Genomic DNA, 22097 nt, shown 5'->3' with positions numbered 1-22097 from the left:
GCTACGCGCCATGCCTGGCGCACCGAAAAGGCGGCAGGACCGATGGTGTGTCGGCCCTGCCGGAGGCTCAGGGAGGACTCGGATCACGGCAGCGGATCACGCCGAAGCGATCAGTTCGGATACGCGGTCCGGATCAGGTTCGGGTTGTTCGGGGCATAGAAGCCCTGGATCGTGAAATCGTTCCCGTTGGTGTCCTGGCAGCTGTTGCCCGACGGACCCCGGAACCCGCCCTGGGGCTGCGCCCCCGCGGGGTTCGCCTGCGCGTTGCGGATGGCCGCGAGGACGTTGGCCTGCGAACAGTGGTCCGGGAACATGGTCGAGACCGCCTTCACGCGCGCGTTCTGCGGCTGGCCCGGCGGGAAGATGTTGAACTGCCGGATATTGTAGACCCCGGGGGTCCCCGTCGCCTGGGTGTTGTTGGTGTGATTGACGGTCACCGGATTCTGACCGCCGGGCCGGCTGTGGAAGCCGACGGCATGGCCGCCGGCGTTGATCTCGCCGCAGAAGATGTGGGCGGCGTCGACGGACGGGTTGGCGCCCTGGGGACCGGGCAGCGGGTTGCACGCCACCTGGGCGGACGCCGGCGCAGCCGCGACGGCCAGGGCCAGCAGGGTCGCACCGGCAACCACGGCGCCCAGGCCGCGGCGGGCAAGAGAAGCATGGATGGTCATGATGGGGCCTCCTTGGGCGAAGACGGCGCGTCGGGTGCCGCCGGCCCCCGCCCTGGCGGGCGATCCGGGACCGGCGGCGTCCGGCGCCGGTCAGGACACGGATATGAGATTGTCCAGGGCCAGGGTGGCGGTGCGCTTGGTCAGGGCGCCGCCGTAGGTGACCTCGACCGCCCCGGTGACGTCCTCCATGTCCATGACGTCGCCGGTCTTGTAGTTGCCGAACAGCACCCAGTAGTTCGGGTGGGGGGTGAAGACGGCCGTCATGTTGGGCGCCGCCTGCAGCACGTAGGTGCCGGCCCCGGACATGCCGACGCCCACCGACGTGCGGTTGGGGGCCACGTTGGCAAGCTGCTGGATGGTCAGCGAGCCCACGGCGCCGTTGCCGCTGGGGTTGGAGAAGCAGGTGGCGCCGTACTCGTCCACGCCGAGCTGGACCAGGTTCTGGCCATAGGGGTCGGCGCTGAGCACCTGCGAGGCATCGAAGTTGATGCCAGGCTTGAGCACGCCGGTCTCAGACCACACAAAGTTGTAGTTGACCGACCAGGTGAACGTCACCTGGGTGTTGGGCGCCGTCGGGCGGGCAAACCAGGCCAGCGAGAAGACGTTGCCCGGGACGGTCGAGGGCGGCGGCTTCTGGAACACCGCGAAGCTGCCGTGCAGGTCGGAGTTGTTGACGCAGGTCAGCGCGTACTGTGTCATGGTCGTGTTCCTCTGGAGTGAACGGATCGGCCCCGCATCGGGTCCGAGGCGCGATCCAGGGTTGGCCCGCGCGCCCGGCGCGGGTCTGGAGTCGGTCGGCGGCGGCCTGGGCCGAGGCGCCGCCGACCGGGATCCCGCCCTCCGACCGGGCCGCAAGGCCCGTGCGGACACACCGGGGGTGTCACCGCACGCCATCGAAGGACCGGCGGGATGGGGTCACGAAGGCCGCGGCCGCCCCGGCGGGGCGGCCGTCCCCCCTCATGGGTTCTGTGTGATGAGGTTGTCCGGGCCGACGACGATGGTCGCGTGGGTGGTCTTGAACTCGACGCTGACCTTGGGGCTGACGTCGCGGACCTGCTCGCCGCCCGGCCGGTCCGGGGTGCCGAACACGACCCCCACGGTCGTGCTCAGGTCCGGCGTCATGATCAGGGTCGCGCCGCTCACCGGCACCGAGACGAGGATGGTCCCGGGCCCCACGATCAACCCCACACGGGACGACCCCGGCACATCGGGACCAAACGTGACGGTGATGCCGGACCCGTTGCCCTGGCCGGTCTCGGTCAGGGTGAAGGCGTTGTCCTTCCAGGCGACGGCAACCGTGCTGCCAGGCGTCACGTCCAGACGGACCGCGCCGTCGGGGGTCTGTCCGGGGGCGACGGCGATCAGCACCAGGGCGTCGGCCCCTCCCGCCCAGCTCAGCGTGGCGGACTCCTGGCCGCCGTCCTTGCCGCCGCTCACGGTCGCGGCCGACACCAGAGGGATGACGGTCTGCGGCTGCGGCGGGGACACGGTCAGCGCCGGCGGATAGACGTTGAAGTATTGCGCGCCGCTGACGGTGGACCGGTTGATGGCTTTCAGGGTGTAGGTCGTGCCCTTGGTTGCGCCCTCGGTTGCACCCTGGGTCGAACCTTGGGCCGCACCTTGGGCCGAACCCTGGGCCGAACCTTGGGTGGGGGGCGCGGCCCCGGTGGCCCCGGCGGGGCGCGTACCGCCGCTGCCGGCGCCACCGGGGCTGCCGGTGTCGTCGGCGGCGGCCTTCGCGGCGGGGCCGGGTCCGGGGCCGGGGCTGCTTGCCTTCGCCTCGCGGGACGCGGGCGGGCCGTTGGCGGGCGGGCCGGAGGGCGTGTCGCCGGTCGGCGGAGAGAGGGAGTCTGTCGGCGCCATGGCATGTGTCCTTGCGCATGTGTCCTTGCGTCGTGCGGGGCCCGGGGCCAGCGCGCGCGGCGGGCCGCGGGGTCGACAGCCTTGCCTTACCCTTGGATGCTAACCGGATCCGACACGCCGAGTCCGGGGGCCAGCGTCCCGGAAACCTGGACACGCATCCCAATCAAAATGCGCGTCTGGCTTTAGCCGACCGCCAGGGTCCGGATCCAGCGCGCCAGGGTGCCGCCGTCCTCCGGTCCGGGCGCCAGGGCCGCCAGCGCGCTGGCGTCGCCGCGCCGGGCGGCCGCCCGCGCCGCCCTGGGCGACAGGCCGAACGCCTGGCGGAAGAGCCGGCTGAAATGCTCCAGGTCCGTGAATCCGTGTTCGTAGGCGATGTCGCCAATGCGCCGGTCCGCCGAGACCGGATGGCTGAGCGCCATCAGGCAGCGCCACAGCCGCCGGCGGCGGATGTAGGCCCGCACCCCGCCCCAGGGCTCGAACTGGCGGTAGAGCTGACTGCGCGACAGATTCAGGTCGCGCATGATGGTGGCCGGCGTCAGCTCGGGCGCCTCCAGATGGTCTTCGATGTAGGCGCGCACCTGACGCCCCAGGTCGCGCCGCACCGACACCGGCGGGAGCGCCACGCCGGCGGTCGCCAGTCCGAGGCAGGTGGCGACCACACCGGCGGCGGCGACGCCGAGCGGCACCGCCTCGGGCAGCCGCAGGCGCGGCGCCTCGATCGTCAGGGCGACCATCTGGCGCGCCAGGATCGCGCCGGTCGCGGTGCGCCGGTCCAGCACCCGTCCGTGCAGGCTCCCAGGCTGTCGCTCCGCCGCCGGCACCGCGACGCGCGGCAGGATCAGGCTGATGGCCTCGTCACACCGGATCTGGAGGGCGGCGGGGGCCGCCAGGTCGAGGATGCCGATATCCATGGCCCGCAGGCCGATCGCCGCGCCGGGCCGAACGGCGACGACGGCGCCGCCGAGCACGAGGTGGATCAACAGATGGTCCAGGTCGTCGCTTTGGATGCGCGTCTCGGACCGGGTATAGCGTCCGCCGTCGACGCGGCTGTGGCAGAGCAGGAAACCCCCGAAGTGGTAGGCCGTAAACGTGGCGGCAAAGGCTCTGTTTTCGGTTAGATCGCAAATATCCATATCGAAGAGCGGCCCGATGGCCTGACGCCACGCCGCGACCCGTTCGGACCGGGGCGCCTCGGCGGTGGAAAAGCGGAAGGCGGGGACCGCCGCGCCGGGCTCCGGGGCGCCATCGGGTCGGCTCGCTAACGCCGAATCAGTCATAATATTCCCTCCTTGGTTGTAGGAGGGTTCAGTGTGCGCGCGGCCTCGTGACCTCATCTAGGGAAGATCGCCCGAAAACGTGTCTTTTGCGCGAGTTCGCGACCAAACACCGGTGCGCGCGCCCGACCGGTTGGCCGGCGGGACAGAGCCCCACTCCCCGGCCGCACCCCGCGCCCTGGCATCGCCGCCGCCCTGCCCTCATGTGTGACGAGACCACCGACATGGATGCGGCACACGGAGGGATGCATGGGTCTGCTGATCGACGGCGTCTGGCACCGCGACGACGAGACCGCCGGCCGCGGCGGCCGTTTCGAACGCCAGGCCAGCACCTTCCGCGACTGGATCAGCGCGGACGGGTCCACCCCTTACCCGGCGGCGGCCGGTCGTTATCACCTCTACGTCTCGCTGGCCTGCCCGTGGGCGCATCGCACGCTAATCGTGCGCCGGCTCAAGGGACTGACGGACGCGGTGGGCGTCTCGGTGGTCGACCCGTTGATGGGGGAGAGCGGATGGACGCTGCCCGAGGGCGCCGACCCCATCAACGGCGCCCGCGCCCTGCACGAGATCTATACCCGGGCGCGTCCGGACTACACCGGCCGGGTGACGGTGCCGGTGCTATGGGACACCCGGACCGGCACCATCGTCAGCAACGAAAGCGCCGACATCATCCGCATGCTGAACCACGGCTTCGGCGCCCTGGCCTCGGGGCCGGACCTGTACCCGGCGCCGCTGCGGGCCGAGATCGACCGCATGAACGCCAAGCTCTACGACACCCTGAACAACGGGGTCTACAAGGCCGGGTTCGCCACCACCCAGGCGGCCTACGAAGAGGCCGTGGCCGCCGTATTCGAGACCCTCGACGCCATGGAGGCACGGCTGGCGCACCAGCGCTACCTGGTGGACGGCGCGATCACCGAGGCCGACTGGCGCGCCTTCACCACCCTGATCCGCTTCGACGCCGTCTATCACGGCCACTTCAAGTGCAATGTCCGGCGCGTCGAGGACTACCCGAACCTCGCCGGCTACGTCCGTGAGCTGTACCAGGTGCCGGGGGTGGCCGCGACGGTCGACCTCGATCAGATCAAGCGGCACTACTACGCCAGTCACCGCCGCATCAACCCGACCGGCATCGTGCCCGTGGGCCCCGCGGTGGACTACGCGACACCCCATGGTCGCGACCGCCTGCGGGCGGCTTGACGCCCGCCGCCCGCGCTGCTTGTCTGTACGCCCGCGCCAGACAGACCCAGGATCAGGCAACAGGCAACAGGCAACAGGCAACAGGCAACAGGCAACAGGCAACAGGCAACAGGCAACAGACAGGGTGCCCCGGCGATGAGCGAGACGACCATCGGTTTCGACGACTTCCTGAAGGTGGACATCCGCGTCGGCCGTATCGTCGCCGCCGAGCCCTTCCCCGAGGCCCGCAAGCCCGCGTTCAAGATGCGCATCGACTTCGGACCGGACATCGGCGAGCGCAAGACTTCGGCCCAGGTCACCGACCACTACACCCCGGAGACGCTGGTGGGCCGCCAGGTGATCGCCGTCGTCAACTTTCCGGCCAAGCAGATCGGCCGGTTCATGAGCGAATGCCTGGTGCTCGGGCTGCCCGACGCCGAGGGCCGGGTGGTGCTGCTCGGCCCCGACCACGCGGTTCCCCTGGGCGGGCGCATGCACTGACCGCGGTCCCGCCCTATCCGGGGATCGCTGGCGCGGTCGAGGGCGCGCAAGAGGTGACGGGGGTTGCGCCCCGATGCCGGCACGGCGCCCCGAGGTCGCCGCGCGACAGACCGAAAGGCGCGCCGCTGTCGTCGGTCGGCCGGCACTCCGCGGCGGCGGCAGCGGACCGGACGACCCCGGCCCATCGTGACTTAGAGCAGATCGCGCCAAAACGGAATCGTGCCGCGATCCCATTTTGGCGCGTGACTCTGCTCTAAAATCAATAATGTAGAGCCGATTCACGTTCGAAACCGGACCGCATCTGCGGTTCCGATTTCGAACAATCGGCTCTAAGGTCAGGCGCCCGCGTCATCCGGCGCCGTTCGGGCGGCGCCGTTCCGCAGATCTTGCGTGCAAGACGACAAAAAAGCCGCCCGGAGGCGGCTCTTTTCTTGTCGCCGATTTGCTCGGCATTGGCGTCCCCTAGGGGATTCGAACCCCTGTTGCCGCCGTGAGAGGGCATCGGCAACAGGCGATGCATAGTAAAAACAATGAGTTAGCGCCATTCTGTAGTAAAGCGATGTAGTAAGGTTTTGGGCTCTCGGCCGTGTGGCCTGACGGCCACGGTCAAACGGAACCATCGCGCTCATGGTGACCCCGAATGCCCGTTTTATCCAGTGCAAAAATCCGAGCGCCCATCGAAGACTCGGCACCACCCGTGTCCCCCCTCTGCCCCCTCTGGGCCACCGCCGGGATGGATCGTCATTGCAGGCTTGTATCTAGGCGGATACACTGCGGGCCATGTACACGATCCTCCGCACGGACGTCTTCGACGCATGGCTGGCGGGCCTGAAGGACCACACGGCCAAGGCCCGCATCCTGGTCCGCGTCCGGTCGGCTGAACGCGGCCATTTCGGCGACTGCAAGTCGGTCGGCGGCAAGGTGTCGGAGATGCGCATCGACGTCGGCCCCGGCTACCGCGTCTATTTCACCCGCCAAGGCAGCGTCGTTTACGTGCTGTTGTGCGGGGGCGATAAGTCATCCCAGGCGCGGGACATCAAGCGCGCCCAGGACATGGCCGCCCATCTGGACGAGGCCCTTCCGGGCGAGGAGTAAGCGATGACGATCAAGACCGCCCCCTTCGACGCGGCCGACTATCTGACCGATGACGAGTCCATCGCCGCGTATTTGACCGCTGCCCTCGAAGACCCCGACCCGGACACCTTCCTGGCCGCCGTGAAGGACGTGGCCCGCGCCCGGGGCATGGCGCAACTGGCCCGCGACACCGGGCTGGGCCGGGAAAGCCTGTACAAGGCGCTGTCCCCGGGGGCCAAGCCGCGCTTCGAGACCGTGGTCAAGGTCGCCCATGCCCTCGGCGTGCGGCTGGAGGCGAAGCCGCTGCATCCGGCCTGATCCGATGGTCCGCGTGCGTCCGAATGGGGTGTACCCCAGTCGGTCACTTTCATCGGACACCTGACCCTAGGGTTTCCGTGTCCGATTTGGGTTGCTTTTGGGTTTTCGGACGGGGTAAGGTCCGTGGTCTAGACCCTATTCGGACGCAAAGGGGGCGATCATGACGGACGTTGGCTACATCCGGGTGTCCACCGTGGACCAGAACACCGACCGGCAGTTGGAGGGCGTGACGGTCGCGAAGACCTTCACCGACAAGGCCAGCGGGGGCAGCAAGGACAGACCGGCCCTGCATGCCCTCCTTGAGTACGTCCGGGAGGGGGACACCGTGCACGTCCACTCCATCGACCGGCTGGCCCGCGACCTGGGGGACCTGCTGTCCCTGTTGCAGACCTTCACCGGCAAGGGCGTGTCCGTGGTGTTCCACAAGGAGCGCCTGACGTTCACCGGAGAGGACAATCCGTTCCAGACCCTTCAGCTTCAGGTGATCGGGGCCGTGGCCCAGTTCGAGCGGGCCATCATCAAGGAGCGGCAGAGGGAAGGGATTGCGAAGGCGAAGAACAGGGGCGTCTATCGGGGCCGGAAGCCCAGCATTGATGTTGCCCAGGTGAAGGCGATGCACCAGGACCGGGGGCTTTCTCCCAGTGCCATTGCCAAGGAACTGGGGATCGCCCGGTCTTCGGTCTATCGGGTTCTGGGGGAGGTGGCACAAGACTGACGTTCATCAAGCGGGCAAGGAACTGGAGGGGGTGGCCGAATTGTCGGCTGCCCCCTTCGTGGTTCTGGGGGTCGAACGACAGCATCCGGTCACCGAGCGCCACCCTAGCGGCTTCCCTAGCGGCTTCGCCGCATTGCCGCATTCTGATGCGCCCCTGACAAACAGGAAACCGGAACCATGAACGACCAAGCCACTGCGTTGACCATCACCCCCATCAATGGCGAACCCCGCATCCTGGACACCGACCTTGCGGTCAAGCTGGGGTATGAGCGGCCCCGTGCGATCCGCCAGATCATCGAGCGTTATATCTCCCACCTGTCCAGCCTGGGATACCTTGCGCCACACCGTGTGGCGCAACTCCGGTCAAACGGTGCCACTCACTTCGTTGACGCCTACTACCTGAACCGCAAGCAGGCCCTCTTCATCATCACCCAGGCGGGACGGCAAACCCGTCGAAATGACGGGTTAGGTCCGGCACGTCACCGTATTTCCCCGGGGAAACACCGGGGTAATCCTAACGTCGCGAAACGCGACCTTTGACGTTCGGAGCCGGGGCCGGGGAAATACCGGGTCCTTACGGCCGGTGGAGCAAGGGGGTGAACGAAACGGTCACCCCTTCGGCTGGCGGCCCGCAGTCCATCAAGATCATCCCCGAGCGGGACGGGGGTGGGTGGGGTGGTGGATGGCCGATCCAATTAAAGCCCACTCTAGAAGAATGGTGCGACCTTCGGACTCCGTGTCCCGCTAGGAAGCCCCAGGAGTGGCCTTCTCCGCTTTCCTGGTGTCATCATAGCCCGGAGAGAGAAGGCCCCTCAGTGGCCCGGAAACGGGCAGGAATGAGGTGGTCTAGGTGTTGTGGGGTGGAGGGGGTGGAGGCTACCATATCTATTACCCCTCACTCTAGGAAGATGGTGCGACATTCGGGCCAGTGTCCCTGAGGTTACCCCTTCCCCTTGGAAGATGATGCCACCTTCGGATCACTGTCCAGCCACTGCGTTCACACCAATTGCAAGCCAGTCTCATTTGCAGAAGGGCGGGCCTCAGGGTGGGTGTATCGGTCCTTTTCCGAAGGTGACAGCACCACCCCAGCACCACCATCGCCCCCTTAAATGACAACCATTCTCAACAAGGAACCTGCCGCCATGCCCACCAGCGAAGCGACCAAGGTCTACCTCAAGCCCACCCCTGGGATCACCCGCAACACCTTCGGCATCACCCCCGCTGATCGCCGGGTGTTGGACAGCATCACCCGGGCCTATGAGACCGAGAAGGGCATCAGCCCGTCCCAGGCCCTGGTCTACTCCATCGCCCTGAACCTCCTGGCCTCCGAGGTCCGCCGCTCCGCTGGCCGGGGAACCCTTCCGCTCCACCCCGATCTTCGCCCCTGTCATCCGTAGGGGCCACCGTCCCCTGTCATCGCCCTCAGTCCCCACCCGGGTCTGGGGGTTTTTCTTTGCCCACACCAACCGGATCACCACCACCATGACCACTCCGACCATCACCGTGATCGACGCCATCATGGGCGCGGGGAAGACCACCTTCGCTCATGCGTCCATGAAGAAGACCGTGGCGGCCCACACCCAGGCCGCTTCGCGGCTTTCCAACCCCACCTGGGACGACTACGCCAGCGAAGCGTCCAGCGAAGCGTCCAACGACAACGGCCCCGTTCCTGCCCCCCGGTTCATCTACGTCACCCCGTTCCTGGATGAGGTCCAGCGGGCCAAGGATGCCTGCCCCGACCTGGACTTCCAAGACCCCCGGTCCATCGACGGTCGCCCGAAGTGGCTACACTTCGAGGCCCTGTTGAAGGACGGCCAGAACATCGCCACCACCCATGCCCTGCTGCCCTTCCTGTCGGACGAGGGCATCCAGGCCATCCGGGATCATGGCTACAGGCTGGTGGTGGACGAGGCCCTGGAGGGCATCGACCTTCACCGCACCCTGACCACCAAGGAGATCGACCACCTGCTTCGGGAACGCTGGATCGTGGTGGACCCGGACACCGGGGCCGTCCGGTGGATTTATGGTGACCACCAGGGTCACCGCTTCGAGGATGTTCAGCGGCTGGCCCGCACCGGCTCCCTGTTCCTGGTGGAAGGGAAGTTCCTGGTCTGGGAGTTCCCCAAGGCGGCCCTGGACGCCTTCCGGGAAATCACCATCCTGACCTACCTTTTCGAGGGCTCCACCCTGTCGGCCTACTTCCGGGCCAATGACTACCCCTATCACGTCCTGGGGATCGACCGGGACGGCACCCTACGGCCACGGGAGGAGGTGAACGAAGGGGCCATCAAGGCGGTGATCCGCCAGCGGCTGACCATCTACGAGGGGCCGAAGAACGCAATCGGTGCCTTCAGGCCGAAGGGTGCCAAGCGGGGCAGTCAGAAGTTCACCGTGGCCCACCTGAGCGGCATGTCGCCCGAGAAGATGAAGACGGTGGCGAACAGCGTCAGGTTCTTCATCGAACGGGACGCCAAGGCCCCGGCGAAGGACGTGGCCTGGACGACCTTCAAGGAGTTCAGGGAACGCCTGACCGGACGAGGGTTCAGCGACCCCGATTGCTTCATCCCGGTCAATGCCCGGGCGTCCAATGACTGGTGCCACAAGACCACCATGATCTACCTCGCCAACAGGTTCCCGAACCCGGTGCTGACCCGCTACATCCAGGACAAGGGCCAGGATCATTCCGCCGACCTGTTCGCCTTGTCGGAAATGCTCCAGTGGCTGTGGCGGGGGTGCATCCGGGTGAAGGATGGCCCGTCCATGACGGTGTTCATCCCGTCCGAACGGATGCGCTCCCTGCTGAAGGCATGGCTGGAGACCGACACCATCCCGGAGCTTCTGGAGCGCCTGGACGGCGGGGTGAGGACGCCAGCTTCCTCAGCGGCCTGATTTTCCATTCACTTTCAACAGCTTACAGACCCCTGCCGTAAAGGGAGGGGGGAGGCTGTCTTGAGGTCAACAGCGCCCTGATCGGCGGTGGTGGAGGCCACGGCTTCGCCGCTCCGCTGGACCACCCCCGGGGCGCTGGCCCTGTCTTCCAACACCGTCATCGGCACGGGCACCGCCCGGCCAGTCAACCAAGGAAACCGACCATGACCCACACCACCGCTTCACTGGACACCATCAACGCTTCGCTGGAACACCTGAAGACCACCGCCCTGACCGTCCCGCCCCTGACGGCCCTGGCCTGGGAGATCAACGACGCACACCAGGAGGTCCAGGACCACGCCAAGGGGATGCTGCTGGCCGCCAAGAGGGCCGGTGAGAAGCTGCTGGAGGCGAAGGAGGAGGGTAAGCGCACCGGCGAAATCCCCCACGGCCAGTTCCAGGCGTGGATCGAGGCGCACTGCCGGTGCAGCTACACGAGCGCCCTCCGTTACATGCAGGTGGCCAAGCGTTTTCAAAAACACCCCGCGGGGTGTTTTTCGGACCTCGCGGACGTGTCCATCCGCCAGTTCCTGGACATCAAGGACAAGCCCAAGCCCACCCCGGCCACCCAGCCCTTCACCCAGGCGGACGCTGAGTACGCCCAGAAGCTCCATGCCATGTCCACCCGTGGCACCGAGCATGAAGCCGCCGTGGCCCAGACCAAGCTGGACACCTTCGCCAAGCAGTTCGGCATGACCGGCGAACAGGTGGTCGAGAAGGCCGAACAGGTGAACCCCACGCCTGAGCCCACCACCCCGCACGAGCGGGGCATGAACGCACTCATCAACGAGCTTGAACGGAAGTTCAGCAAGTTCACACGCAAGCAACTGCTTGCCGTGATTGCGGACCTCATCACGAAACTTGGTGAAACGAAATGACCCACGCGAACAAGATCGAAATCTCCATGAGCGAATACCAGTCGCTTCTGGACATCAAGCGGAAGGCGGAAGCTGCGGGCTTCCTCTCCGACTTCTCCAACACCCTGGCGCGCACCATCGAACAGCGCCTCGCCCACTTCCGCCAGCCCCTGTTTCCGAACCCAACAACCGGGAGGACAGCGTCGTCCGTCCACGGTGTCCTGAAGGCGCTGGCCTGCTGACGGTCGCCATCGGCGATGCCGCTTGGTGTCGTTCCCGGGGGGTCACTGGTGTCTGCCATAGACATCGGGCCGCCCGGGGCGCTCCAGTGTCGGGGACCAAGCCCATCCTGGTCCTGCCCCCACTCGGAAGGCCAGAACCGGTCACACGCCCGCCCATCCCCCATTGAGCATTCCGCCCCATTGCCGGTATGCTCGCCCGACAAACCGTATAGGGGGAGGGAGATAGCCTTGGTCAACGGAGACGTTGCAAAACGCCTGTGGGCAACAGCGGATCAACTGTGGGCCAATACCGGCCTGAAGCCGGGGCAGTTCTCCACCCCCGTCCTGGGGCTGATCTTCCTGCGCTATGCCGAGAAGCGGTTCGCCGAGGCGGAGGCCAAGCTGGGTCCGGTGGGGTCCGGTGGACGCCGCAAGGTGAAGAAGGAAGACTACCACGCCGAAGGTGTCATCTTCCTGCGACCGGAGGCCCGGTTCTCTCACCTCCAGAGCCTGACCGAGGGCGACAACATCGGCCGGGCCATCAACGACGCCATGAAGGCCATCGAGGAGGAGAACCCGGACCTGAAGGGTGCCCTGCCCAGGACCTACACCCAGATCGAAAACTGGGTGCTGGTGGAACTCCTCCGCCTTCTCGGTCCCGTGGACCTGACCGGGGACGCCTTCGGCAAGGTCTATGAATACTTCCTGGGCGAGTTCGCCTTGCGGGAGGGCCAGAAGGGCGGGGTCTTCTACACCCCGGAATCCATCGTCAAGCTGATCGTGGACATCATCGAACCGTACCACGGGCGCGTCTATGACCCCGCCTGTGGGTCGGGGGGCATGTTCGTCCACTCCGCCGACTTCGTCCAACGCCACGGCAAGAGCGCGGTCCAGGACATCAGCATCTTCGGGGTGGAGAAGGACCAGACCACCGTCAACCTGAACAAGATGAACCTCGCCGTGCATGGCCTGTCCGGTCAGGTGGTGGTGGCCAACACCTACTACGAAGACCCCCATAAGGCCGTGGACAAGCTGGGGGGCCGGTTCGACTACGTCATGGCCAATCCGCCCTTCAACGTCTCCGGGGTGGACAAGGAGCGCCTGGAGGGCGACCCCCGCTTCCCCTTCGGCATCCCCAGGCCGGACAATGCGAACTACCTGTGGATACAGCTTGTCTACGCTGCCCTGAACGACCGAGGCCGGGCCGGGTTCGTCATGGCCAACTCCGCCGGGGACGCCCGGGGCAGCGAACAGGCCATCCGCCAGAAGCTGATCGAGTCCGGCGCGGTGGACGTGATCGTCTCGGTGGGGCCGAACTTCTTCTACACCGTGACGCTGCCCTGCACCCTGTGGTTCCTGGACAAGGGCAAGGCCGCGACCGAACGCGGCGACACCGTGCTGTTCGTGGATGCCCGGGCCATCTACCGCCAGATCGACCGCGCCCATCGGGACTTCACCCCCGGGCAGATCGAGGTCCTGGCCAACATCGTGCGCCTGTACCGGGGCGAGGAGATGGAACTGATCCAGGGCAGCTTCGACCTGCTGGCCGAGAAGGGCCTGACCAAGGGGTATGTGGACGTGCCCGGCCTGTGCAAGGTGGCCACCCGGGCGGACATCGCAGCGCAGGGGTGGTCCCTCAATCCGGGCCGCTACGTGGGCGCCGCCGAACGGGAGGCGGAGGACGTGGACTTCGCCGTCCGCCTGGAGGAGTTGAACGAGGAACTGGAGGTTCTGAACACCGAGGCGCGGGAGTTGGAAGGCCGGATTGCCGAGAACGTGGTGGCGGTGTTGGAGGGGGGCAGATGAGAGCGGCTTGGCAAAATGTTCCACTTGGGGAGTTTGTCAGGCTTCAGAGAGGATATGACTTGCCGGAGCGAAGCCGATGCAGGGGGCATGTTCCGGTTGTTGGGTCTGCGGGCATCAATGGTTACCATAATGTAGCTCGGGTTAAAGGTCCGGGTGTAGCCATCGGAAGAAGTGGCGCGTCCTTTGGTAAAGTTAGCTTTGTATCCGATGATTTTTGGCCTCACAATACAGCTTTATTTGTGACAGACTTTCTGGGAAATGACCCGAAATATGTTGCGTATGCGCTCAAAATTCAGGATTTCGATTGTTACAATTCAGGTAGCGCACAGCAATCTCTTAATAGGAACTATTTGTATAGCTGCAAACTTCGAGTCCCACCTCTCCCCACCCAGCGCCGCATTGCCTCCATCCTGTCCGCCTATGACGACCTGATCGAAAACAACACGCGGCGCATCGCCATCCTGGAGGAAATGGCCCGGCGGCTGTACGAGGAGTGGTTCGTTCGGTTCCGCTTCCCGGGGCATGAGGACGCCACCTTCAGGGACACCGAGCTTGGCCGGGTGCCTGAGGGGTGGGAAATCAGGCCGGTGTCTGAAACGTTTGACATCGTCGGGGGTGGCACTCCTTCGAAAAAACAAGTCGAGTACTGGGACGGCGGAACGATCAACTGGTACGCGCCGACGGATTTGACCCGCGAAGGCACGGCCTTCATGGACAAGTCGGGGAATCAGATTACGGAAATAGGGCTGAAGAAAAGCTCCGCCAAGCTGTTTCCTGCTATGTCTGTGATGATGACAAGCCGCGCTACCATCGGAGCTATTTCTATCAACACGACTACGGCATGTACGAACCAGGGATTTATAACGTGTCTGCCGAACAGCAGTTTCCCGCTGTACCTTCTTTTCCATTGGCTCCATGCGAACGTCGAAAAGTTTGTTGGCCTGGGCACTGGAGCGACCTTCAAGGAGATAACAAAGGGTACATTCAAGACCATTCCAGTTTTGGTGCCGCCAAGGCCCGTTACAGAGCAATATCAGTTAAATGTCGCGCCAATGTTTGATTTGGTCCTCCGACTTCAGCGCAAAAACGCCAACCTCCGCGCCCAACGCGACCTTCTGTTACCCAAGCTGGTTTCGGGAGAGATCGACGTAAGCGAGGCCCCGTTACCGACCCGGGAGATCGCCGCCCAATGACCCCGCCGTCTCCCGCCCATGACTACTCCGAGGACACGCTGGTGGAACAACCGGCCATCGCGTTGTTCGAGGCCCTGGGATGGGAGACGGCTACCCTGTATCACGAATGGGCATCGGGGACGTCCAGCATAGGGCGCCGGGCCAGGACCGAGGTGGTGCTGACGGCGCGCCTTCGGGCCGCCCTGGAGCGCCTGAACCCAACCCTGCCGTCCGATGCCCTGGATCAGGCCATCGAGGAGGTGACGCGCGACCGCTCCCGCATGGTGCCGGTCAACGCCAACCGCGAGGTCCACGCCCTGTTGCGGGACGGGGTGAAGGTGCGGGTGACCGATCCGCGCGGCGGAATGGTTACCGAGACCGTGCGCCTGATCGACTGGCGCGACCCGGCCGCCAACGACTTCCTGCTGGCCTCCCAGGTCTGGGTTCAGGGGGAGATGTACACACGCCGCTGCGACCTGATCGGCTTCGTCAACGGCATCCCGGTGCTGTTCGTGGAACTGAAGGCCAGCCACAAGACCCTGAAGGCCGCCTATGACGACAACCTGACCGACTACCGCGACACCATCCCCCAGCTATTCGTCGCCAACGGCTTCGTGATCCTGTCCAACGGGTCGAAGACGGTGATCGGCAGCACCTTCGCCCCCTGGGACCACTTCCACGACTGGACGCGGATCAACGACGAGGGGGAGACCGGCGTGGTCTCCCTGGAGACCGTCATCCGGGGCACCTGCACCCGGGAGCGGCTGCTGGACATCGTCGAGAACTTCACGGTGTTCGAGGAGGCCAAGGGCGGCCTGATCAAAAAGATCGCCAAGACCCACCAATACCTGGGCGTCAACAAGGCCATCGCCGAGGTGGGGCGGGTCAACCAGAGGCCAGAGGGGGAGCCGGGGCGCCTGGGGGTGTTCTGGCATACCCAGGGGTCGGGGAAGTCGCTGTCGATGGTGTTCTTCTCGCGCAAAATCCTGCGCACCGTGCCGGGCAACTGGACCTTCGTCATCGTCACCGACCGGGACGAACTGGACGATCAGATTTACAAGACCTTCGCGGTCACCGGGGCGGTCCAGGGGGTGGAGACCCACGCCACCAGCGGGGCACACCTGAAGGAACTGCTGACCCAGGATCACCGCTTTGTCTTCACCCTGATCCACAAGTTCGGCACCCGGGACGGTGCCGCCTATCCCAAGCTCTCCGACCGGCGGGACATCATCGTCATCACGGACGAAGCCCACCGCACCCAGTACGACACCCTGGCCATGAACATGCGGACAGCGTTGCCCCATGCGGCCTTCCTGGGGTTCACGGGGACGCCGCTGATCGCGGGTGAGGAGCGGACCCGGGAGGTCTTCGGCGACTACATCTCCATCTACAACTTCGCCCAATCCATCGCCGATGGGGCCACGGTGCCTCTGTACTACGAGAATCGCATTCCCGAGTTGCAGTTGACCAACAGTGCCCTCGGGGACGACCTGGAAAAGCTCCTGGAGGACGCGGCCCTTGATGAGGATCAGGAACACAAGGTGCAGCGGGTCTTCGCCCGGGAATACCACCTGATCACTCGGGAGGACCGCCTGGAGGCCATCGCCCGGGACCTGGTGCTCCACTTCACGGGTCGGGGCCACCAGGGCAAGGCCATGATGGTCTGCATCGACAAGGCGACCGCCGTTCGCATGCACGACAAGGTCCGGGCGCACTGGGCGGCCCACCTCGCGGCCCTGAAGGCCACGCTCCCCACCGTGGACGCGGTGGAGCGGGACGCCCTCCAGGCCACCATCGCCCGCATGGAAACGACCGACATGGCGGTGGTGGTCTCCCAGGCCCAGAACGAGGTCTCGGAACTGGCCGAAAAGGGCCTGGATATCAAACCGCACCGCAAGCGGATGATCGAGGAGGACCTGGACGAGAAGTTCAAGGACGCGGACGACCCGCTGCGGCTGGTGTTCGTGTGCGCCATGTGGATCACCGGCTTCGACGTGCCGTCGTGTTCGACGATCTACCTGGACAAGCCGATGAAGAATCACACCCTGATGCAGACCATCGCCCGCGCCAACCGGCGGTATCCGGGCAAGGAAGCGGGCTTGATCGTGGACTATGTCGGGGTGTTTCGGAAGCTCCAGGAGGCCCTGGCCCTCTATGGCGGGGTTCCGGGGGCGGGCAAGGACGACACGCCGATCAAGGACAAGTCCGAGCTTGTGGAGTACCTGAAGCACCTGATCGCCCAGACCCACGCCTTCCTGAATGAACGCGGGATCGACGTTGAAGCGATCAGGGCCGCCGATGGCCTGGACAAGATCGCCCGCCTGGACGACGCGGTGGACACGTTGATCGACTCCGACGACACCAAGAAGGCGTACCTGAACCATGCCCGGGTGGTCTCGCGGGTCTATCGGGCCATCCTGCCGGACACGGTGGCCAACGCGGTCGCCCCCGACGCCGTGCTGATTTCCGTGCTGGCCCAGAAGATCAAGGCCCTGACGCCAGCGCCGGACATCTCCCATGTGATGCAGGACGTGGAAGACCTGTTGGACCGTTCCGTGGCCCCGGTGCCCTACGTGATCGACACGTCATCGGATGAGCCGCTGTTTGATCTTGGTCAGATCGACTTCGAGACGCTCCAGGAGCAGTTCGCCACCGGCCGCAAGAGGACGGAGGCGGAGAAGCTGCGGTCCCTGCTGAACCAGAAGCTGGAGAAGATGGTGGCCCAGAACCCGACCCGGGCCGATTTCCTGGAGCGGTTCCAGCGCCTGATCGACGCCTACAACGAGGCCAGCCTGAACATCGAAGCCTTCTTCCGGGAACTGGTGACGCTGACCAAGGACCTGTCCGAGGAGGACCAGCGGGCCGTGCGGGAGGAGTTGACCGAGGAGGAACTGGCCCTGTTCGACATCCTGACCAAGCCCGAACCCGACCTGACCAAGGCGGAGAAGGCGGAGGTCAAGAAGGTCTGCAAGGCCCTGCTGGAGACCCTGAAGGCGGAGAAGCTGGTTCTGGACTGGCGCCGCAAACCCCAGGCCATCGGTGACGTGCTGCGGACCATCGAGATCGTTCTGGACCAGGGCCTTCCCGAGACCTACACCGAGGCGGTGTACGAGAAGAAGTGCAACATGGCCTTCCAGCACTTTTTCGAGAAGTACGCGGGCAACCGGGCGCCGGTGTATGAGGCGGCCTGATCCTCCGCCCGCCCCCCCCTACACCCCGAACGCCACCGTCTCCACCCACCGCTTCAGGTCGGCCGCGTCGTGCCCGGCGGAATAGACCCGATAGGACAGGCTGACCGGGCGGTGGCCCAACAGGCGCACGGCGATGTCCTCGGGGCAGCCCGACCGCTCCAGGGCGGTGGTGAAGCACTTCCGCAGGGAGTGGAAGGTCTTGCCCTCGGGCAGCGCCAGCGTCTTGCCCAGGCGGCTGAAGCGCACCGACAGCGCCTTGGCGTTCACGTCCTGGGGCACGGTGACATCGGCAAGCCGGGGATGGACGGGGACAATGCGGCGGGCGTTGACCGTCTTGCCGCCCTCCAGGTCAAAGCATTCCACCCCGCCCACCGTATGCCGCTTGGCGGTCAGGCATTCGTTCAACCGAAGGCCGGAGTACAGCGAAACCAGCGCCACCGCGTGCAAGGCCGGATCGGCTTCCAGCGCCGCGAACAGACGCTGGAGTTCATCCCCGGTGAACACTTCGTAGCCCCTGGCCGCGTGCCCACGCTTCCCGGCCGCCTGCTGAAGGCCCCGGAAGGGGTTGCTGGGTGGGTTCTCCTCCAGCCGGTGCGCCCAGTCCCAGAGGTGCGACATGACCGTCACATGGCGCTTCACGGTGTCCCTGGCCTTGCCCTGGGCGACCGTATCCAGCCACTGGACCGCCTGTCGCCGGGTGACGCCGGTCAGGGGGTGATCGCCGTTCCCCTGCGCCCATTGCCGCAGGGAGGCCCGATAGTTCGTCTCGGTGGTGGCGCTGCGCTTCGGGTTGTGGGTCAGGTAGTCGTCCAGAACCTCGGAGGCGACCGGAAGGCCCTGAAGGTGGTCGCGCACGGCCCGCACCCGGGGATCATCCTCGTCCGCGTCTTCGGCCGTCAGGGCATCCATGATCCGCTGAAGGTCCGGGGGCGTGATGTCGTCCCCGTCCGGTGCCGGGGTCACCGATCCCATGCGCTTCAGATGGGCACGCCACGCCTCGTAGGAGGCGTCTGGAGGGCTGTCCGCCTGTCCCTGGAGGTGACGTGCGAAGACGGCTCGCGCCTCCTCCAGGACGTCCCAGCGGCGTTTACGGGCCTCGTTGAGATCGGCCGTGCCCAGCGCCCGTTGATAGACCGGGCTGCCGAAGGCTTTGCGCAATTGGCTGGGGACCGGGATGCGCGCGTACCAGCGACCGCCGATGCGGTAGAGGTAGCGCCGATCCGGTTTGGAGGTGTCCGCCTGGGTGCGGGACCGGGCTCGACTCCGGCCCGGGAGGGAGGGTTCCGGCATGGGAGGATTTCCTTGACAGACCATCTTCTGACAACCGCCGGGAAGGGCCATTGTAGTAAAGGTCTGTAGTAAGGCAACCCCGCAGAAACCCTTAAGTTATGGCGTCCCCTAGGGGATTCGAACCCCTGTTGCCGCCGTGAGAGGGCGGTGTCCTAGGCCTCTAGACGAAGGGGACCCGAGGCCGGACGCGATCGCGTCGGGTCGTGATGGATAGAGGATCCGGCCCCCGCGATGCAAGCGGTTTTTTTTGACGCGCCGTGCGGCCCGGGCCCCGGCGCCGGTCAGGTCCCGTCCCCACTCGCCGCCGACGCCCCAGCACCCCCTCCGTGCCCACGCCTCTCCAGCGCCCGCGTCAGGGCACCCAGGCCCACCAGCGCCGCGCCCAGCCCCAGGAACGACAACGCCCGCCACAACCCGGTGAGCTGGGCCATGTCGACCAGGAACACCTTGAGCGTCACCGCCAGCAGCAGCCCCAGCCCGGCGCGCCGCATCGCCGCCTGGCCCAGGCGCGCCCCGGCGCCCAGCAGCGCCACGGCGAACAGCAGCCACAGCACCGAATAGGCGTAGAGTTCCGCGTCCGCGACCGGGGCCGCCGACAGATCCGATCCGGCGAAGCCGTGCCGCACGCACAGGGTCAGCCACAGGCCCAGCAGCCCGACCGCCACCGGCGCGCCGACCCGCCGCGGCCACGACCCCGCCGGCGCCCGCGCGGCCCACCCCCCGAGCAGGGCGGCCGGCGTCCCGTATAGCGGCAGCAGCAGGTTGATCAGCGGCCACGACCCGACGGGATCCCCGGTGAGCACGGGGTTCCCGGTCGTGACCGGGCCGACCAGCACGGCCAGCGCGGCGCCCCCCGCCAGCACGATCTCCGCGCCCCGAATCGCCGGCCGGTCGATCCGCGCATCGGCGGACCGCCACCCCTGGAGCAGGACCGCGCCAAGCAGCCAGGCGTTGACGTGGGCCGCCCATTCCGCCGCCGTCACCGGTCCGCCGGCAAGCCCCGGCCCGGCCATCAGGTGGCGGACCTGAAGCGACACCAGCAGCACCGCGAGCGCCACCGCCCCGCCCTCCAGCACCATCACCACACGGCCGTCGGCGCGCGACAGGAAGGCCCGTGCCGCCCAGGCGAAGGCCAGCGCGGGCACGCCGTAGCCATAGAGCAGCCAGGTCGCCACACCGCCGGCCGCGATCGGGTAGTCGAGCACATAGGGGTTCAGGACCAGCCGAACCAGCACCAGGGCGGCCATCACCAGCGCGGCGCCGCGCAGGCCCGGCACCCGCCCCAGGCCCAGGCGGCCCTCGACCCAGGCCACCGCCGGCACGGTGAGGGAGAGCGCCACGGTCAACCACGCCTGCTCCAGCGCCAGCGCAGCGGCGATGGCGACGGCCGCCAGCACGCCCACGGCGTGGACGCCCAGCGCGCCCGGCTGCCGGCCCGCCAGCCGCCCCGCCGCCAGCAGCGACAGCCCGCCCAGGGCCAGGGCCAGCGCCGCCCAGGCCAGGTCGATCCCGGCCCCGCCCACACGCCAGTAGGCCACCGCCAGCAGCAGCAGCGGCGTGGCCGTCGCCAGCCCGGCCCAGGCCATGGGCCGGGTCGTGCGCGGGGTCTGCAGATGGGCCCCCAGGGCCACCAGCGCACCGTGAGCCGTGGCGAAGACCAGGAACGCCCGCACGCTGTCCGGCAGCGGCGGGCTCAGCAAGGCGTTCGGCGTCGTCGGCGGCGTGCCGACCAGATCCCAGCCGGCCAGCGTCACCAGCGCGGCCGCCACCGGTGCCGTCGGCGGCCCCCACAGCGCCGGATCACGGCCGCCGATCCACAGGCCGCCGGCCGTCAGCGCCAGCAGGGCGGCCAGCGGCGCCGCCGCCTGGTCGGTCGCCAGCGCCATCAGCGCCAGCAGCGCGGCGGTGAAGGCCCAGACCGCTTCCGTCAGCCGCCGCGTCGCCGCGTCGTCGCGCGGCGCCGCGAGGGCCGCCGGCAGCCCCGCCAGCGGCAGCCCGACCCGGGCCACCGTCGCGATCGCCACCGCCGCCAGCAGGAACAGCGCCAGCACGCCCTCGTCGCCGGGCTTCATCGGGCCGGCCAGGAACAGCACCAGCCACAGCGTGTTGCCGGCCAGAGCCAGGGCGCCGGTCCACGGCCACGGGCGCCAGCGCGGCAGCAGCGCCGCCGCCAGCGTCAGCGCGAGCAGGTATCCGAACAGGGGCTCCGGGGCCGGCGCCGTGGCCTGCACCAGGGCCGGCACGGCGTAGCCGCCCAGCAGGCCGAGCCCGGCCACGAACGGTCCGTGCAGCAGCGCCAGGCCGAGGCCGGCCAGCGCCACCGCCCCCAGCCCCACGAAGGCCACCGGGGCGCCAATCAGGCCATACAGGCCGTGCGCGGCGTACAGGCTGGCGAACAGGCTGGACAGGCCGGCGGCGGTCAGGGCGACGGCGGCGCGGCGCCCGGGCAGGCCGCCCGAATCCGGCGCGCTGCGCTGGCGCACCCACGCGCCCAGGACCAGCAGGCCGAACCCCAGCAGCCCACCCAGGACGCAGCGCAGGGCCTCGGTCAACCAACCCTCGTCGACGGCGTACTTGACCAGGAACGCGCCGCCCAGGGCCAGCGCCACCCCGCCCAGCCAGATCAGCCAGCGCTCGGACAGGGCGCGTTCGACACCCCCCGGCCCGGTGCCGGCGCGGGCGCCACGCCCCGGCGCGGGGGCGGCACCGGAGGCCTCGGTCTCGAACGGCGCATCGCCCTCGGGCGCCGCCGCCGGCCCGGGCGGATGGTCCTCGGCCGGCGTCGCGCCGGTTTCGGGCGCGCGCTCGACCGGCGGCGCCGCGGCGGCTTCGGGCGCGGCCCGACCGGCCAGCGCGGCCTCCAGCCGGGCCAGGCGCGCCGCCGTCGCGCGCTGGTCGCGCGCCACCCCCGCCACCCAGACCAGCGCCCAGATCGCAAGCAGTGGCGGCCCCAGCACCAGCAGGGCGGCCAGCAGGAACAGGCTGTCCATGGCTCCCGGCCCCCCTTCGCCGCGTCGGGTTGCGGCCTCTCAGGATA

19 protein-coding genes and 1 tRNA gene are annotated in these 22097 nt (G+C 67.3%); 13 read left to right on the top strand and 7 right to left on the bottom strand.

The window, feature by feature from the left end; all coding sequences use genetic code 11:
* Positions 1 to 110: 110 nt before the first annotated feature.
* The 4 genes from GGD88_RS01240 to GGD88_RS01225 form a co-directional block, all read right to left on the bottom strand.
* A complete protein-coding gene (locus GGD88_RS01240; RefSeq protein WP_184431028.1) occupies positions 111 to 671 on the bottom strand; it encodes an EndoU domain-containing protein in 561 nt (186 codons plus the stop codon).
* Between the two features lie 90 nt (positions 672 to 761).
* A complete protein-coding gene (locus GGD88_RS01235) occupies positions 762 to 1370 on the bottom strand; it encodes a hypothetical protein (RefSeq protein ID WP_184431027.1) in 609 nt (202 codons plus the stop codon).
* Between the two features lie 258 nt (positions 1371 to 1628).
* A complete protein-coding gene (locus GGD88_RS01230; RefSeq protein ID WP_184431026.1) occupies positions 1629 to 2534 on the bottom strand; it encodes a hypothetical protein in 906 nt (301 codons plus the stop codon).
* A 182-nt stretch (positions 2535 to 2716) separates the two neighbouring features.
* A complete protein-coding gene (locus GGD88_RS01225) occupies positions 2717 to 3811 on the bottom strand; it encodes a helix-turn-helix domain-containing protein (RefSeq protein ID WP_184431025.1) in 1095 nt (364 codons plus the stop codon).
* 246 nt (positions 3812 to 4057) lie between these two features.
* Between GGD88_RS01225 and GGD88_RS01220 the strand changes: the two genes are divergently transcribed.
* The 13 genes from GGD88_RS01220 (at position 4058) to GGD88_RS01160 (ending at position 17770) form a co-directional block, all read left to right on the top strand.
* Positions 4058 to 5008: a glutathione S-transferase family protein gene (locus GGD88_RS01220; RefSeq protein WP_184431024.1), complete on the top strand. Its 951-nt coding sequence runs from the start codon at positions 4058 to 4060 to the stop codon at positions 5006 to 5008.
* A 135-nt stretch (positions 5009 to 5143) separates the two neighbouring features.
* A complete protein-coding gene (locus GGD88_RS01215) occupies positions 5144 to 5488 on the top strand; it encodes a tRNA-binding protein (RefSeq protein ID WP_184431023.1) in 345 nt (114 codons plus the stop codon).
* Positions 5489 to 6268: 780 nt separating this feature from the next.
* Positions 6269 to 6583, top strand: a complete 315-nt coding sequence (locus GGD88_RS01210) for a type II toxin-antitoxin system RelE/ParE family toxin (protein WP_184431022.1) — start codon at positions 6269 to 6271, stop codon at positions 6581 to 6583.
* A gap of 3 nt (positions 6584 to 6586) precedes the next feature.
* Positions 6587 to 6880: an addiction module antidote protein gene (locus tag GGD88_RS01205; RefSeq protein WP_184431021.1), complete on the top strand. Its 294-nt coding sequence runs from the start codon at positions 6587 to 6589 to the stop codon at positions 6878 to 6880.
* A 160-nt stretch (positions 6881 to 7040) separates the two neighbouring features.
* Entirely contained in the window at positions 7041 to 7595 is a 555-nt protein-coding gene (locus tag GGD88_RS01200) for a recombinase family protein (protein WP_184431020.1), read from the top strand.
* A gap of 177 nt (positions 7596 to 7772) precedes the next feature.
* Positions 7773 to 8135, top strand: coding sequence for a hypothetical protein (locus tag GGD88_RS01195; RefSeq protein WP_184431019.1), 363 nt, complete (start codon positions 7773 to 7775; stop codon positions 8133 to 8135).
* 602 nt (positions 8136 to 8737) lie between these two features.
* Complete coding sequence (locus tag GGD88_RS01190; RefSeq protein WP_184431018.1) at positions 8738 to 8992, top strand: hypothetical protein; 255 nt, start codon at positions 8738 to 8740, stop codon at positions 8990 to 8992.
* Between the two features lie 85 nt (positions 8993 to 9077).
* Positions 9078 to 10484 (top strand): hypothetical protein, encoded by a 1407-nt coding sequence (locus GGD88_RS01185; protein ID WP_184431017.1) that lies wholly within the window; start codon positions 9078 to 9080, stop codon positions 10482 to 10484.
* Positions 10485 to 10687: 203 nt separating this feature from the next.
* Positions 10688 to 11401 carry a DUF3102 domain-containing protein gene (locus tag GGD88_RS01180; RefSeq protein WP_184431016.1) on the top strand — a complete coding sequence of 238 codons (714 nt, stop codon included), beginning with the start codon at positions 10688 to 10690 and terminating at the stop codon, positions 11399 to 11401.
* Positions 11398 to 11622: a hypothetical protein gene (locus GGD88_RS01175; RefSeq protein ID WP_184431015.1), complete on the top strand. Its 225-nt coding sequence runs from the start codon at positions 11398 to 11400 to the stop codon at positions 11620 to 11622. The genes GGD88_RS01180 and GGD88_RS01175 overlap by 4 nt, the downstream gene beginning before the upstream one ends.
* A 228-nt stretch (positions 11623 to 11850) precedes the next feature.
* On the top strand, positions 11851 to 13407 hold the full coding sequence (locus tag GGD88_RS01170) for a type I restriction-modification system subunit M (protein ID WP_184431014.1): 1557 nt from the start codon (positions 11851 to 11853) through the stop codon (positions 13405 to 13407).
* Positions 13404 to 14600 carry a restriction endonuclease subunit S gene (locus tag GGD88_RS01165; protein WP_184431013.1) on the top strand — a complete coding sequence of 399 codons (1197 nt, stop codon included), beginning with the start codon at positions 13404 to 13406 and terminating at the stop codon, positions 14598 to 14600. The genes GGD88_RS01170 and GGD88_RS01165 overlap by 4 nt, the downstream gene beginning before the upstream one ends.
* Positions 14597 to 17770 (top strand): type I restriction endonuclease subunit R, encoded by a 3174-nt coding sequence (locus GGD88_RS01160; RefSeq protein ID WP_184431012.1) that lies wholly within the window; start codon positions 14597 to 14599, stop codon positions 17768 to 17770. The genes GGD88_RS01165 and GGD88_RS01160 overlap by 4 nt, the downstream gene beginning before the upstream one ends.
* Before the next feature lie 18 nt (positions 17771 to 17788).
* Here the strand turns inward: GGD88_RS01160 and GGD88_RS01155 are convergent, their stop codons facing one another.
* The 3 genes from GGD88_RS01155 to GGD88_RS01145 form a co-directional block, all read right to left on the bottom strand.
* Positions 17789 to 19060: a DUF6538 domain-containing protein gene (locus GGD88_RS01155; RefSeq protein ID WP_184431011.1), complete on the bottom strand. Its 1272-nt coding sequence runs from the start codon at positions 19058 to 19060 to the stop codon at positions 17789 to 17791.
* A gap of 99 nt (positions 19061 to 19159) precedes the next feature.
* Positions 19160 to 19235: transfer RNA gene (locus tag GGD88_RS01150), tRNA-Glu, on the bottom strand.
* 106 nt (positions 19236 to 19341) lie between these two features.
* Positions 19342 to 22050, bottom strand: coding sequence for a DUF2339 domain-containing protein (locus GGD88_RS01145; protein ID WP_184431010.1), 2709 nt, complete (start codon positions 22048 to 22050; stop codon positions 19342 to 19344).
* Between the last annotated feature and the right edge of the window lie 47 nt (positions 22051 to 22097).

The sequence above is a fragment of the Roseospira goensis genome, from assembly GCF_014197795.1.
Lineage (GTDB): Bacteria > Pseudomonadota > Alphaproteobacteria > Rhodospirillales > Rhodospirillaceae > Rhodospira > Rhodospira goensis.
This window is presented reverse-complemented; position numbering and strand designations above follow the sequence as displayed.

Coding starts and splice junctions, on each gene's coding strand:
- GGD88_RS01240 (WP_184431028.1), bottom strand. CDS start 671: ATGACCATCCATGCTTCTCTTGCCCGCCGCGGCCTGGGCGCCGTGGTT.
- GGD88_RS01235 (WP_184431027.1), bottom strand. CDS start 1,370: ATGACACAGTACGCGCTGACCTGCGTCAACAACTCCGACCTGCACGGC.
- GGD88_RS01230 (WP_184431026.1), bottom strand. CDS start 2,534: ATGGCGCCGACAGACTCCCTCTCTCCGCCGACCGGCGACACGCCCTCC.
- GGD88_RS01225 (WP_184431025.1), bottom strand. CDS start 3,811: ATGACTGATTCGGCGTTAGCGAGCCGACCCGATGGCGCCCCGGAGCCC.
- GGD88_RS01220 (WP_184431024.1), top strand. CDS start 4,058: ATGGGTCTGCTGATCGACGGCGTCTGGCACCGCGACGACGAGACCGCC.
- GGD88_RS01215 (WP_184431023.1), top strand. CDS start 5,144: ATGAGCGAGACGACCATCGGTTTCGACGACTTCCTGAAGGTGGACATC.
- GGD88_RS01210 (WP_184431022.1), top strand. CDS start 6,269: ATGTACACGATCCTCCGCACGGACGTCTTCGACGCATGGCTGGCGGGC.
- GGD88_RS01205 (WP_184431021.1), top strand. CDS start 6,587: ATGACGATCAAGACCGCCCCCTTCGACGCGGCCGACTATCTGACCGAT.
- GGD88_RS01200 (WP_184431020.1), top strand. CDS start 7,041: ATGACGGACGTTGGCTACATCCGGGTGTCCACCGTGGACCAGAACACC.
- GGD88_RS01195 (WP_184431019.1), top strand. CDS start 7,773: ATGAACGACCAAGCCACTGCGTTGACCATCACCCCCATCAATGGCGAA.
- GGD88_RS01190 (WP_184431018.1), top strand. CDS start 8,738: ATGCCCACCAGCGAAGCGACCAAGGTCTACCTCAAGCCCACCCCTGGG.
- GGD88_RS01185 (WP_184431017.1), top strand. CDS start 9,078: ATGACCACTCCGACCATCACCGTGATCGACGCCATCATGGGCGCGGGG.
- GGD88_RS01180 (WP_184431016.1), top strand. CDS start 10,688: ATGACCCACACCACCGCTTCACTGGACACCATCAACGCTTCGCTGGAA.
- GGD88_RS01175 (WP_184431015.1), top strand. CDS start 11,398: ATGACCCACGCGAACAAGATCGAAATCTCCATGAGCGAATACCAGTCG.
- GGD88_RS01165 (WP_184431013.1), top strand. CDS start 13,404: ATGAGAGCGGCTTGGCAAAATGTTCCACTTGGGGAGTTTGTCAGGCTT.
- GGD88_RS01160 (WP_184431012.1), top strand. CDS start 14,597: ATGACCCCGCCGTCTCCCGCCCATGACTACTCCGAGGACACGCTGGTG.
- GGD88_RS01155 (WP_184431011.1), bottom strand. CDS start 19,060: ATGCCGGAACCCTCCCTCCCGGGCCGGAGTCGAGCCCGGTCCCGCACC.
- GGD88_RS01145 (WP_184431010.1), bottom strand. CDS start 22,050: ATGGACAGCCTGTTCCTGCTGGCCGCCCTGCTGGTGCTGGGGCCGCCA.